A 13,086-nucleotide genomic window follows, 5' to 3' on the forward strand; every position below is an offset into this window, starting at 1 on the left:
GGTTTCGGGTAAAAATCTAAGGAAAAAAAGGCATTTATCATCGGATTCATCTTAGATAATTCGCAATTAAATAGAAAAACCCGATTTGCATTTTGAATGACTTTGGCTAATGCCAGGAATAAAAAAAGCGCCCGACGGGCGCTTTTTATCCAAATTAATTCGTTCGGGAATTATTACAGCACGTGAACAGATGCGGTATTGGTGGTGCCGCTTGGTACCAGCGCGCCAGAAACCATGACCACAACGTCACCTTTCTGTGCCAGACCGCTTTCCAGAGCCAGTGCTTTACCCTGAATGTAGAAATCGTCAGTAGAGGCGATCTCTTTAACCAGATGCGCAACGACGCCTTTGCTCAGCACCAACTGACGAGCGGTGGTTTCGTTGGTGGTCAGGGCCAGGATGGTCGCATCCGGGAAGTATTTACGCACGGCGCGCGCAGATTTACCGCCCTGAGTGGCAACCACAATCAGTGGGGCTTCCAGTTTCTCAGCGGTTTCTACTGCACCGCGGCATACTGCTTCGGTGATACGCAGCTTGCGGCTGTCGTTATTGAAGTCCAGACGGCTGGTCATCACGCGGTCAGTACGTTCACAGATGGTCGCCATGATGCCGACCGCTTCCAGCGGGTATTTACCTTTCGCGGATTCGCCGGACAGCATAACTGCATCAGTACCGTCGAGGATGGCGTTTGCCACGTCGCCTGCTTCAGCGCGGGTTGGGCGTGGGTTTTTGATCATGGAGTCCAGCATCTGCGTTGCGGTGATAACCACTTTACGCGCGCGCACACACTTCTCGATCATCATCTTCTGCGCGAAGATCACTTCTTCAACCGGGATTTCAACGCCCAGGTCGCCACGTGCAACCATGATGCCGTCAGACGCTTCGAGGATTTCGTCGAAGTTGTTCAGGCCTTCCTGGTTTTCGATTTTGGAGATGATCTGGATCTTCTCGCCGCCGTGCGCTTTCAGGTGCTCACGGATTTCAACCACGTCGGAACGCTTACGGATGAAGGAGGCCGCGACGAAGTCAACGCCTTGCTCGCAGCCGAAGATCAGGTCCTGTTTGTCTTTTTCAGCCAGGGCTGGCAGCGCGATGGAGACGCCCGGCAGGTTAACGCCTTTGTTTTCGCCCAGGTCGCCGTTGTTCAGCACTTTACAGATAACTTTGTTGCCTTCGATAGCGGTGACTTCCATACCGATCAGGCCATCGTCGACCAGCACGGTGTTACCGACGGACAGATCGCTGGTGAAGCCTTCGTAGGTCACTGCAACGATTTCGCTGTTGCCGACGACGGATTTGTCGGTGGTGAAGGTGAAGGTCTGGCCCGCTTTCAGAGAGACGTCGTTACCGCCTTCCAGTTTGATGGTACGGATTTCTGGACCTTTGGTATCCAGCAGGATGGCCGCTTTTTTACCGGTCTTGCTCATCACGTTGCGCAAGTTCTGGATGCGCTGGCCGTGCTCTGCGTAGTCACCGTGGGAGAAGTTCAGACGCATCACGTTCATGCCGGCGTCCAGCATTTTGCTCAGCATCTCTTCAGATTCGGTTTTCGGGCCGATAGTACAAACAATTTTCGTCTTTTTCATGACAGTCTTAGTCTTTAAGTTGGGAAGGATATGGAAATCTCGCTCCGGGGGCGCACCGCCGCGGAGTCAAACCTGTGTTGCAAAAGAGTATATGACACGCACTAAGGATAGGAGACATCAAATGAGCGTGCAGAAGAAAGTGTGCCTGAGTGACAGCCCAACGAAGGAGAGAAGAAGTTGTACGTTGTTTTTTGTATTCCAAGCGCTGAAACCATTCACCAGGGATTTGGCGCGCATTATACGCTGATTTTAAGATAAAAGGAAAATGGAAACGGTGTTTCAGAAATAATCAATGCTGTTTCACATAATATTGTTATCAAGGCGTTAAGCCATGATGACAACTTATGGCGGCAGGTGAGTAACCTGCCGCCGTTTGCTTATTTTTGCAGCGCCTGGCTGAGGTCCGCAATCAGGTCTTTTGGATCTTCAATTCCCACCGACAGGCGGATCAGCTGCGGCACAATGCCGTTCGCCAGCCGTTGTTCCAGCGGAATCGAGGCGTGCGTCATGCTGTAAGGCTGGCTTACCAGACTCTCCACGCCGCCCAGACTTTCCGCAAGAGTGAACAACTTCAGGTTGCGAATCACCTCGGTGGCGCGTTGCGCATCGCCTTTTACCACGATGGAAATCATGCCACCGGGCAGCGCCATCTGCGTGCGGGCAAGCTGATACTGTGGATGCGATTCCAGGCCAGGATAGAACACCTTTTCGACCAGAGGGTGTTGCTCGAGCCATTGCGCAATCGCCAGCGCGTTGGTGCTGTGCTTTTCGACCCTCAGCGCAAGCGTGCGAATACCGCGCAGCGTCAGGAAGCTGCTGAACGGATCCAGGACGCCGCCCACCGCGTTTTGCAGATAGCCCAGCTTGTCCGCCAGTTCCTTGTTGTCCCCGACAATCGCCAGCCCGGCCACCACGTCAGAGTGGCCGTTAAGGTATTTGGTGGCAGAGTGCACCACGATATCGAAACCAGACTCCAGCGGACGGTGGATCACCGGCGACGCGAAGGTGTTGTCCGCCACGCTGATGACGTTATGACGACGGGCAATGGCCGCGATGGCCGCCAGATCGGCCAGCTTCAGCAGCGGGTTGGTCGGCGTCTCGACCCACACCATACGCGTCTGTGGGCGAATGGCGGCCTCGAGCCCGGCCAGGTCGTCCGGTTTAACCCAGCTGACCTGCAGCCCGGTGCTGCGCTTGCGCACATTTTCGATCAGGCGGTACGTCCCACCGTAAACGTCATCAATGGCGACAATATGGCTGTCTTTATCCAGCAGTTCGAGCACCGTGGAGATGGCCGCCAGACCGGAGGCAAAAGCGTAGCCGCGCGTGCCGCCTTCCAGTTCGGCAATCGCCGTTTCCAGCGCATGGCGGGTAGGGTTGCCGCTGCGGGAGTACTCATAACCGGTATGCTCCCCGGGCGCGGGTTGCGCAAACGTCGAGGTGGCGTAAATCGGCGGCATGACGGCGCCGTGCTGGTCGTTGAATTCGCCGCTGTGTACGCTGAGGGTGGCCAGATTTTTCATCATTGATTCCTTTATTGCTGTAGACGGTTGCGCCAGGCGGTCAGAACGTCGCTGCGCGTAATCAGACCGAGAAAACGGTCGTTGTCATTAATGACGGCCACCAGGCCGCGGTCGAAGATGGCGTTCAGGGCGCTTTCCGGCGCGTGTTTATCAAGGAACTCGACCTGACGCGTCATGGCTGCCGTCACCGGCAGCGCGAAGCTATCGCCGTCGCCGCCGATATGCCGCAGGAGATCCCACTCGTCGATAATGCCCACCACCTTGCCGTTCTCCAGCACCGGCAGTTGGGAGATGTCATACAGACGCATGCGCGCCAGGACGGTAGAGAGCGTGTCGTCCGGGGCAGCGGTGACGGTGGCGCCTTCATCGTGGCGCAGGGCGATGTAGTCAGAGAGATCGCCGGCCTGAGGACGCGTGATGAGCCCCTGCTGTCGCATCCAGTCGTCGTTAAACATCTTCGAGAGATATTTGTTGCCGCTGTCGCAGGCGAAGGTCACCACCCGCTTCGGCGTGGTTTGTGCCTGGCAATACTTCAGCGCGGCCGCCAGCAGCGTGCCGCTGGAGGAGCCCGCCAGAATGCCCTCCGTTTTCAGCAGCTCGCGCGCGGTGGTGAAGGCCTCGCGGTCGGTGATGCGCCAGGCGCGATTCACCCCTTCAATGTGGGCCAGCGGAGGAATAAAGTCTTCGCCAATTCCCTCAACCAGCCAGGAGCCCGCGTCGTGGTAGCGTCCGGTTTCCACCTGGTCGGCGAGAACGGATCCAGCCGGGTCAGCCAGGACAAATTCCGTGTGCGGAGAGTGCTCGGCGAACCACGCCTGCAGGCCGCCCAGCGTGCCGCCTGAGCCGACGCCCACCACGATGGCGTCGATTTTGCCGTCAAGCTGTTCATACAGTTCCGGCGCCGTGGTGGTGCGGTGCGCCAACGGGTTGGCTTCGTTGTTGAACTGGTCGATGTAAAACGCGCCGGGCAGTTCGTTCGCCAGACGCTGGGCGTAATCCTGGTAATAGGCAGGATGGCCCTTGTTGACGTCGGAGCGGGTCAGCACCACCTGGGCACCCAGCGCGCGCAGGTGGAAAATCTTCTCGCGGCTCATTTTGTCCGGCACCACCAGGATCAGCGAGTAGCCTTTCTGGGCGGCGATCAGGGCCAGGCCGAGACCGGTATTGCCCGCCGTGGCCTCAATAATCGTGCCGCCTGGCTGCAGCTGGCCGGTACGTTCCGCTTCGTTAATCATCGACAGCGCAACGCGATCCTTAATCGACCCGCCCGGATTTTGGTTTTCCAGCTTCAGGAACAGCGAGCAGGGACCGGTATCAAGCTTATGCAGCTGGATCAGCGGGGTACGACCAATCAGTTCGGTGACGGAGTGATAAATCGTCATGATGTTTTCCTTTCTGGATGTCATGACGGGATGATAGGGCGGTGAAATTTTCTCAATAAAGAACCATTCACTGCCGTTTAGAACAGAAAGGAATATAAATGCTATTTCTGGATGGCAGGACAGCAAGACGTAAAGTTGTCTGGATGTGAGGATGGCTATATCGGGATAAAATGCTGCAAAAATGAGCGTTTTTTGCGCCCGTCCGCCAGCAGATATGCATCCGGCAGATAATCATTGCTGAAATTGGTCTAAATGCTTCCCACCCGGTAAATCCGCTGTTTATTGCCGAAAGTTATAACACATTCTTTTTTGTTCATTTAAAAGCTGATAACGCCTGTTTACTATCGTTTGGACATCCATACTGCTAAACCGCCACGGGCGGCACGGATAACGAATAAGAATGATTGTACTGAGCAATATTTCGAAGGTTTTTGATAACGGAAAGGTGGCACTCACAGCCGTTGATAATGTCAATTTGACGATAGCACAGGGACAAATATACGGAATCATTGGTTACAGCGGCGCAGGTAAAAGTACGCTTATCCGCCTGCTGAATGGTCTGGAAAAACCGAGCAGCGGCAGCGTAACCATCAACGGGCAGAACATTTCTGCCGCAAAAGGTGAAGCACTGCGCCAGGCGCGTCTGAAGATCAGCATGGTGTTTCAGCACTTCAACCTGCTGTGGTCGCGCACGGTCAGCGAGAATATTGCGTTCTCGATGCAAATTGCTGGCGTACCGAAAGCCGAAATTAAGGCCCGCGTGGCCGAGCTTATTGAACTCGTTGGCCTGAAAGGTCGCGAGCATGCTTATCCGTCACAGCTGAGCGGTGGGCAAAAGCAGCGCGTGGGCATTGCGCGTGCGCTGGCTAATCGCCCGGATGTGCTGCTCTGCGATGAAGCCACCTCCGCGCTTGACCCGCAGACCACCGATCAGATCCTCGATCTGCTGCTGGATATTAACCGTCGGTTCAAGCTGACCATCGTGCTGATCACGCACGAGATGCACGTGGTGCGCAAAATCTGCGACCGCGTGGCGGTGATGGAGAACGGTAAAGTGGTGGAAGAGGGAGACGTGTTGAGCGTCTTTACCCATCCGCAGCAGCCGATTACGCAGCAGTTTGTTCGTCAGGTGAGCCAGTACGCTGAAGAAGAAACCTTCAATACCGAACTGGCAAACGATCTGGAAGGCACGGTTATCAGGCTGACCTTTACCGGGCACAGCACGCACAAACCGATTGTGGGCGAACTGACGCTGCGCTACGGCCTGCCGTTTAACATCCTGCACGGAAAAATGACCCAAACCGCTCACGGCGTGTTTGGTCAACTCTGGGTGCACGTCGTGGCATCTGATGAACAACTGAACAATATCCTCGCCGACCTGCAGCACAGCGATATTGAAGGCGAGGTGATTAAACATGGCTGAGAATCTCTTTCCGCATCTCAAGTGGGATCAGCTCTGGGCGGCGACGCTGGAGACGCTGTACATGACCGCGCTTTCCGGCATAGCGACCTTTGTGCTGGGCATCGTGCTGGGTCTGGCGCTGTTTTTAACCGCGCGCGGCGGATTGTTCCACAACCGCACGGTGTATAGCGTCATTTCGATTGTGGTGAACGTGTTCCGCTCGATTCCGTTCATCATTTTGATTGTGCTGCTGATCCCGTTCACCAAGACCGTTGTCGGCACCATTCTTGGTGCCAACGCGGCGCTGCCGGCCCTGATTGTGGGTGCCGCACCATTCTACGCACGCCTGGTGGAGATCGCCCTGCGTGAAGTGGATAAAGGCGTGATTGAAGCGACGCGCTCGATGGGCGCACGACTGAGCACGCTCGTGTTTCGGGTTTTACTGCCGGAATCATCACCTGCACTGGTATCGGGTATTACGGTAACGCTGATTGCGCTGGTGAGCTACAGCGCAATGGCGGGGGTGATTGGCGCCGGTGGTTTGGGAAATCTGGCTTATCTGGAAGGATTCCAGCGCAACCATGGTGACGTCACGCTGGTGGCAACGGTGACCATTCTGATCATCGTTTTCATTATCCAGTTCTGCGGCGATGTCATTACTTCACTGTTAGATAAACGCTAATAAATACACACAGGAACCACATCATGAAAAAGACACTGACACTGATCGCCGCTGCAACCCTGAGTGCCCTGAGCTTCGCCTCCTGGGCCGACACCCTGACCGTGGGCGCATCCAATACGCCGCACGCCGAAATTCTGGAGCAGGCAAAGCCGATTCTGGCGAAGCAGGGTATCGACCTGGAGATTAAACCGTTCCAGGACTACATTCTGCCGAACACCGCGCTGGCAGGTCATGACATCGATGCGAACTATTTCCAGCACATTCCTTACCTGAACAGCGTGCTGAAAGATCATGCGGGCGATAAGGACTACGATTTTGTCAGTGCGGGCGCGATCCACATTGAGCCAATCGGCATCTACTCCAAAAAATACAAGTCGCTGAAAGATCTGCCGGAAGGTGGCAAGATCATCATGCGTGACGCGGTTTCTGAAGAGGGTCGTATTCTTTCCATCTTCGAGAAAGAGGGCGTGATCAAGCTGAAGCCGGGCATCGATAAAGTGACCGCGCGCATCAGCGACATCGTCGAGAACCCGAAAAAGCTGAAGTTCACGCCTAACGTTGAAGCGTCTCTGCTGCCGCAGATGTACAACAACAACGAAGGCGATGCGGTGGTGATTAACGCCAACTACGCGATTGACGCCGGTCTGGATCCGGTTCACGACCCGATTGCGGTTGAGAGCGGTGAAAACAACCCGTATGCCAACATCATCACCGTGCATCGCGGTGACGAGAAGAAGAAAGACATCGTCGCGCTGGTGAACGTGCTGCACTCGAAAGAGATTCAGGACTGGATCCGCACCAAGTACAAAGGCGCGGTCATTCCAGTAAACAACTAATTAGCTGATTTTACAGATGAAGCCCGGCGAGTTCCTCGCCGGGCTTCTTTTTTGTATCCGGCAGGAGAATCATTTAAGCTCAACGTTTAACAGGCAATGGAGTGATGACGATGGGTAACGTGACCAAAGATGAAGCGCTGTATCAGGAGATGTGCCGGGTGGTCGGGAAGGTCGTGCTTGAGATGCGTGATTTAGGGCAGGAGCCAAAGCATATTGTCATTGCCGGGGTACTGCGTACCGCGCTGGCGAACCAGCGCGTGAAACGCAGTGCATTGACAACCGAGGCAATGGAAACGGTGGTTAAAGCGCTGGCCGGGTAAGGCGCCAGCGTTTCGCAAGCTGCTCGAGCGAGCAGCAGAGCAGGTAGTAGACCACGCCCGTAAAGATAAAAATGGCCGCCGGATAGATTTGCACCCGGTTGTTGACCTGTCCCGCCACCGTGGTCAGCTCCGGGACGTTCACGATAAACGCCAGCGACGTATCCTTCAGCAGGCTGATAAAAATCCCCACCAGCGACGGCAGAATATTCCTCAGCGCCTGCGGCAGCAGCACGCGCCACAGGGTTTGCTGCGTGCTGAATCCCTGTGACAGCGCGGCTTCGAACTGCCCGGTCGGCAGCGCGCTCAGCCCGGCCAGCACCGAGTGCATCACGGTGGCCGCCGTAAACCAGGCCAGCGCCAGCGTGACGGTCAGCGCCCCGGGTAGATCGCCCCCGGTCATGAGCGGCAGGAGATACCACATCCAGAAAATCACGAAGATGAGCGGGATCCCGCGAATCAGCTCTGCCCATAAAAAGAGGACTTTTCGCACGAGCCCGGTAAAGCGCCAGGCCAGGCACGCGAGCAGTATCCCTCCGGGCAGAGCGATAACCGCAGCGCCTGCTGCCATCATTAACGAAAGCAGTACGCCTCCCGGTTCACCGGCTGCCGCGCGTCCCCACAGCAGATAATCGAGGTTATCGGTGATGACATTAAGTCCGGCAATCATGTTTTTCACTCCCTGTGGTGGCGACGATCGGGCGTTTACGTTTCGCCTGCGGCCCAAGGCGGACCAACACCATTCCCATGACCAGACCGGTCAGCAGATAGAGTGCAGTACCGAGGGTAAATGCCTCCAGCGCGTGCGCGTTAAAGCTTTCGATCTGCCTGACCTGGTAGGTGAGCTCGGCGAAGCCTATCCCGCTGGCGAGTGAGGAGAGCTTCATCAGGTTGAGATACTGGCCCACAACGGGCTGCCAGGCGTTAGCCAGCCCCTGCGGCAGCAGGATGTAGCGAAACACGCGCCATGCTGAGAATCCCTGGGCCAGCGCCGCCTCCCGTTGCCCGACTGGCACAGAACGCAACCCGGCTTCCACTTCTTCGATTAAAAACGCCGAGGTAAAAACGCCCAGCCCCCAGGCAGAGCATAAAAATTCGGGCGTAAACCACCAGACGTCGCCGGGCAGAATGGACCAGCTGTGATCGGCGTTGACCACGTCGCGAAACGCCTGCGGCAGCCCGTTCCAGGCGGCAAAATACCAGAACAGCAGCTGCACCAGCAGCGGCGTATTGCGAAACAGCGATACCCAGCCGCTGACGATCGCTTTCCCGACGCGTCCACCGGACAGGCGCAGGAGCATAAAGAGCAGTGCGAGCAGGCTGGCCAGCGCGATCCCCGCCAGCGTCACCCACAAGGTGGTGAGAAATCCGGAAAGTATCCACTGCAGAGGCTGTCCGGTCAGTACCCCCTGCCAGTCGAGCGCGGGCATTACAGATGCTCCTGATGCAGCGGATCCAGCACCTTTTGCAGGAAACGCTGCGCGCGCGGATGCGCTGGCTGGCTGAAAAACTGCGCTGGCGGCGCGGTTTCCAGAATTTGCCCGCCGTCGATAAAGACAATCCGGTCGGCGATTTCCCGGGCAAACTGCATCTCATGGGTCACTACGATCATCGTGATCCCGCTGTGGGCGAGGGCTTTCATCACGAACAGCACTTCACCAATCATCTCCGGATCCAGCGCGGAGGTGGGTTCATCGAACAGAATGATTTGCGGTGAAGAGGCGAGGGCGCGGGCTATCGCCACGCGCTGCTGCTGTCCGCCGGATAGCTCTGCCGGGAAATGGTGGGCCTTTTCCAGCATCCCCACTTTCTCCAGCAGGGCCAGCGCGCGCGCCTGGGCTGGCTGTGGCTTCCAGCCGTGAACGTGCTCCAGTGCCAGGGTGATGTTCTGGCTGGCGGTGAGATGGGCATAAAGATTGAACTGCTGGAATACAAACCCCACGCGGCTTCGCAGCTGGCGCAACCCGCTACCGGAGAGCTTTCCGGTAGGCTTGTTGTCGACCAGGATCTCTCCGCCGCTCAGGGGTTCAAGCTGGTTGATAAGACGAATCAGGGTGGATTTACCGGAACCCGACGGGCCGAGGATAGCAACCACTTCACCGGGCGTGATGGTGAGGTTGATGTCGTTCAAAACCTGATGGTCACCGTAGCGTTTGTCCACATGACGAAACTCGACGCTGGCCTGTTCCAGATGTGAAAAATCCGCGGCACCGGCCGCGGAGTGTGAAAATAAACCTGAGAGCATAATTACCTGGCTTCTATTTTAAAGCCGCGAGGCTGTGGAGCAGGGGTGCCAGGACCAAACCAGACATCATAGATTTTTGCCGCCTGACCGGTCTTCTCGAGATTAACCAGCTCGTCGTTGACGGCTTTCAGCAGTGCCGTTTCACCTTTCTTCACCCCCACGCCGATCTCTTCTTTACTGAGCAGGTCGGGCAGGATTTTGAAGTTGGCTTTGTCCGGCGCCTGCGCCAGCAGACCGGCCAGAATGGTGCTGTCCTGAGTGATGGCCTGTACGTTGCCGTTGCGCAGTGCGGTCAGCGCCAGGGGAATGTCGTCATAAGAGAGGACGCGGGACTGCGGGAAACGCTGGTGCAGCGCCTGCTCGCCCGTTGTGCCTTTGACTGCACCAATGCGCGCCCGGCTATAGTCATCGAGCTTGTCCGGTGATTTCGCCGGAACCAGGAACTGCTGGCCAGTGACGAAGTAAGGCGTCGAGAAATCAATGACCTGTGCGCGTTCCGGGGTGATAGTAATATCCGCCACGATCAGGTCGGCTTTGCCGGACTGCAGCAGCGGAATGCGGTTGGCCGGATTGGTGGCAACCAGTTCAAGCTTCACGCCGAGCGATTTTGCCAGCGCTTTGGCGAAGTCTACGTCGTAACCCACGATCTCATGCGTTTTGGCATCAATCGAGCCAAACGGCGGGTTGGCATCAAACGTGGCCACTTTCACCACCCCTGCTGCCTTGATATCCGCCAGCTGATCGGCCTGCGCCTGCGCTGAAAACAGGCCCCAGGCTGCCACTACGCCCAGAGCCAGCGTCCGTTTTTTAAACCCTTTCATTTTTGCTGCCATAGTCATACGCCATCCCGTTGTTTTTGTTTTACCCCGTTACGCTCCCATAAGGGAAAGCTATCGCCAAATAAGAAATCGTTCTTTGCTATGAGCAAAAAAGCATTAGTGAACAAGGTGTTAATGAAGAGTGAAAAGGACGAGGGTGCTATTTGCAGATCCTGCACATCGACAGTGGATTTTGGTATTTCCCCTGCACGGGATTGGGGTGCTTAACTGAAGGCAGATACGGCGAGAGAGGGTAAGACGATGAAAAAATGGATCAGCACGTTACGGCGGTTTTTTGCGGCCCGGCCAGCGAATGCGGAGAACAGCGCGCAACGTGTTCTTGAGTCGATACTGCCTGTCGCCAGCCTGTATGGCGTAGACGTTGCCAACATTGACCCGGAGTGGTTCCATGATAAAACGCCACGCTGAACTGCGCCGCACGCGCGAAACGTACTGGAACGAAGTGTGCGTGACGTTTAACGAGTGAAATAAAAAAGCACCGGTTTCCCGGTGCTTTTTTATTAGATCTTGCAGGCGTCGCCGCAGTCGTCGTCGGCGACAATCGCCTGCGCTTTTTTATCCGCGTCGTCCAGACGTTCTGCATTACGCTCTTCTGCTTCATCCAGACCGTTAAACACTAAGTTATCGAGATCAATTTCCATGTTGCACCTGCTCTGTTCAGTTTTCGATACTGGCACAGTATAGGGCAAAAAAAGCCAGCAATGTACCTCGCAGCACATAAGGATAATCCCTGCCATACTCAGTGCTTTATCGCTGAGGAGAGCACATGATTACACTCTGTAAAACCTGTGGAACCGCCTACGACACGCAGCCGGACAGATGCCCAATTTGTGAGGATGAACGCCAGTATGTGCCCATCACGGGGCAGGTGTGGACCGATCTCGATACCGTCAACGCGACGCACAGCAACAAATGGCAGCAGCTGGAGCCGCGATTGTTCGGTATCAAAACGGTTCCGGCGTTTGCTATCAACCAGCGGGCGCTGCTTCTGCAAACGCCGCACGGCAACATTCTCTGGGACTGTATCGCCAACATTGACCCGGCAACCAAAACGCTTATTAACGCCCTTGGCGGCATCAGCGCGATTGCGATTTCACATCCGCACTATTACACCACGATGCAGGAGTGGGCTGCGGCGTTTGACGCGCCGGTGTACCTGCACGCCAGCGACAGAGAGTGGGTGATGCGCGACAGCCCAGCCATTCATTTCTGGGAAGGCGATGCGCTGGAGATTTTCCCGTCTGTTACCCTGCTGCGTCTGGGCGGGCATTTTGCCGGGGGAACGGTGCTGCACTGGCAGGAGGGGGACGGGGTGCTGCTGGTGGGCGATATTCTGCAGGTCACGCCGGGTAAAGACGCCGTCTCGTTTATGTGGAGCTACCCGAACTATCTTCCGCTGCCTGCCCGCACCGTGGCGTCCGTCGTGAGTCATCTGGAAGGCAGAACGTTTGAACGTCTGTATGGCGCGTTCGAAGGGCAGAACATCCTCGCTAACGCGGACGAAATTGTGCAGCGGTCGGGCCAGAAATATATTGCTTGTCTGAAGTAAACCACGATGGGTAAACTTTACGAGTGTGATCTCGATCATACCTAAACTAAAACAGATAAAAGAGACATTGCTATGCAACATATCATTGAAGGTTTTCTCAGCTTTCAAAAAGAGATTTTCCCGCAACGTAAAGAACTCTTCCGCAGTTTAGCGTCCAGCCAGAATCCCAAAGCGCTGTTCATCTCATGCTCCGACAGCCGTCTGGTCCCGGAACTGGTCACCCAGCAAGAGCCAGGACAACTCTTTGTCATTCGTAATGCTGGCAACATTGTGCCGCCGTTCGGACCGGAGCCAGGCGGTGTGTCCGCTACCATCGAATACGCCGTCGTGGCGCTGGGCGTCACGGATATCGTGATTTGCGGTCACTCCAACTGCGGCGCGATGAAGGCGATTGCCGATAACGCGAACCTGGAGCCGATGCCTGCCGTGTCACACTGGCTGCGCTATTCCGACGCGGCAAAAGCCGTGGTAGAGAAGAAAACCTGGGATAAGCCGATCGATAAAGTTAACGCGATGGTGCAGGAAAACGTCTTTGCGCAACTGAGCAACATCAAGACCCATCCGTCCGTCGCGGTGGGCCTGCGTAATAACTCCATCCGACTGCACGGCTGGGTGTACGACATTGAAAGCGGCGAAATCCTCGCGCTGGATAAAGCGACGAAAAGCTTCGTCTCGCTGTCGGAAAACCCGGAAGTCTTCTTCGAGTAATCCGCAACAGCAGGGCA

At 56.0% G+C, this 13,086-nt stretch carries 15 protein-coding genes; 7 read left to right on the top strand and 8 right to left on the bottom strand.

Translation table 11 applies throughout. The features are described 5' to 3' along the window. Positions 1-173: 173 nt before the first annotated feature. From pykF to ABFV38_RS09405, 3 genes are all read right to left on the bottom strand, one after another. Positions 174-1,586, bottom strand: a complete 1,413-nt coding sequence (gene pykF, locus ABFV38_RS09395; RefSeq protein WP_045284943.1) for a pyruvate kinase PykF — start codon at positions 1,584-1,586, stop codon at positions 174-176. Positions 1,587-1,963: 377 nt separating this feature from the next. Beyond that, entirely contained in the window at positions 1,964-3,109 is a 1,146-nt protein-coding gene (locus ABFV38_RS09400) for a PLP-dependent aspartate aminotransferase family protein (protein ID WP_348959412.1), read from the bottom strand. 11 nt (positions 3,110-3,120) lie between these two features. After that, positions 3,121-4,491: a cystathionine beta-synthase gene (locus ABFV38_RS09405; protein ID WP_348959230.1), complete on the bottom strand. Its 1,371-nt coding sequence runs from the start codon at positions 4,489-4,491 to the stop codon at positions 3,121-3,123. A 400-nt stretch (positions 4,492-4,891) separates the two neighbouring features. On the opposite strand from ABFV38_RS09405, the gene ABFV38_RS09410 reads away from it, so the two are divergent. The 4 genes from ABFV38_RS09410 to fumD all read left to right on the top strand — a co-directional run bounded on the left by ABFV38_RS09410 (position 4,892) and on the right by fumD (position 7,731). Then, positions 4,892-5,914 (top strand): ATP-binding cassette domain-containing protein, encoded by a 1,023-nt coding sequence (locus ABFV38_RS09410; RefSeq protein ID WP_045910313.1) that lies wholly within the window; start codon positions 4,892-4,894, stop codon positions 5,912-5,914. Beyond that, positions 5,907-6,575, top strand: a complete 669-nt coding sequence (locus ABFV38_RS09415; protein WP_235403345.1) for a methionine ABC transporter permease — start codon at positions 5,907-5,909, stop codon at positions 6,573-6,575. The genes ABFV38_RS09410 and ABFV38_RS09415 overlap by 8 nt, the downstream gene beginning before the upstream one ends. A gap of 23 nt (positions 6,576-6,598) precedes the next feature. Then, complete coding sequence (locus ABFV38_RS09420) at positions 6,599-7,411, top strand: MetQ/NlpA family ABC transporter substrate-binding protein (protein ID WP_008500616.1); 813 nt, start codon at positions 6,599-6,601, stop codon at positions 7,409-7,411. Between the two features lie 110 nt (positions 7,412-7,521). After that, positions 7,522-7,731 (top strand): fumarate hydratase FumD, encoded by a 210-nt coding sequence (gene fumD, locus ABFV38_RS09425; RefSeq protein WP_023343959.1) that lies wholly within the window; start codon positions 7,522-7,524, stop codon positions 7,729-7,731. On the opposite strand, the gene ABFV38_RS09430 is transcribed toward fumD, so the two are convergent. Genes ABFV38_RS09430 through ABFV38_RS09445 form a run of 4 tightly spaced genes read right to left on the bottom strand, consistent with a single transcriptional unit; the run spans position 7,712 to position 10,806 of the window. After that, complete coding sequence (locus ABFV38_RS09430) at positions 7,712-8,398, bottom strand: amino acid ABC transporter permease (protein ID WP_048030750.1); 687 nt, start codon at positions 8,396-8,398, stop codon at positions 7,712-7,714. The two genes, fumD and ABFV38_RS09430, sit on opposite strands and share 20 nt — an antisense overlap. After that, positions 8,382-9,158, bottom strand: a complete 777-nt coding sequence (locus ABFV38_RS09435) for an amino acid ABC transporter permease (protein WP_048030749.1) — start codon at positions 9,156-9,158, stop codon at positions 8,382-8,384. Before ABFV38_RS09435 ends, ABFV38_RS09430 begins: the two co-directional genes overlap by 17 nt. Next, entirely contained in the window at positions 9,158-9,973 is an 816-nt protein-coding gene (locus ABFV38_RS09440) for an amino acid ABC transporter ATP-binding protein (protein ID WP_048222746.1), read from the bottom strand. Before ABFV38_RS09440 ends, ABFV38_RS09435 begins: the two co-directional genes overlap by 1 nt. Positions 9,974-9,975: 2 nt before the next feature. Continuing rightward, positions 9,976-10,806: an ABC transporter substrate-binding protein gene (locus ABFV38_RS09445; protein ID WP_080347292.1), complete on the bottom strand. Its 831-nt coding sequence runs from the start codon at positions 10,804-10,806 to the stop codon at positions 9,976-9,978. A 246-nt stretch (positions 10,807-11,052) separates the two neighbouring features. Between ABFV38_RS09445 and ABFV38_RS09450 the strand changes: the two genes are divergently transcribed. After that, on the top strand, positions 11,053-11,220 hold the full coding sequence (locus ABFV38_RS09450; protein ID WP_032666818.1) for a hypothetical protein: 168 nt from the start codon (positions 11,053-11,055) through the stop codon (positions 11,218-11,220). A gap of 92 nt (positions 11,221-11,312) precedes the next feature. Here the strand turns inward: ABFV38_RS09450 and ABFV38_RS09455 are convergent, their stop codons facing one another. Continuing rightward, the gene (locus tag ABFV38_RS09455) at positions 11,313-11,453 is read right to left on the bottom strand and encodes a hypothetical protein (RefSeq protein WP_003857665.1); all 141 of its coding nucleotides are present in this window, start codon (positions 11,451-11,453) and stop codon (positions 11,313-11,315) included. 125 nt (positions 11,454-11,578) lie between these two features. Here ABFV38_RS09455 and ABFV38_RS09460 point away from each other — a divergent pair, with 125 nt between their 5' ends. Both ABFV38_RS09460 and ABFV38_RS09465 read left to right on the top strand, forming a co-directional pair. Then, positions 11,579-12,361 (top strand): MBL fold metallo-hydrolase, encoded by a 783-nt coding sequence (locus ABFV38_RS09460; RefSeq protein ID WP_348959233.1) that lies wholly within the window; start codon positions 11,579-11,581, stop codon positions 12,359-12,361. Positions 12,362-12,433: 72 nt separating this feature from the next. Further along, entirely contained in the window at positions 12,434-13,069 is a 636-nt protein-coding gene (locus tag ABFV38_RS09465) for a carbonic anhydrase (RefSeq protein ID WP_109844381.1), read from the top strand. The last annotated feature ends 17 nt before the right edge of the window (positions 13,070-13,086 follow it).

This window comes from Enterobacter cloacae complex sp. Mu1197, assembly GCF_040059225.1.
GTDB lineage: Bacteria > Pseudomonadota > Gammaproteobacteria > Enterobacterales > Enterobacteriaceae > Enterobacter > Enterobacter quasiroggenkampii.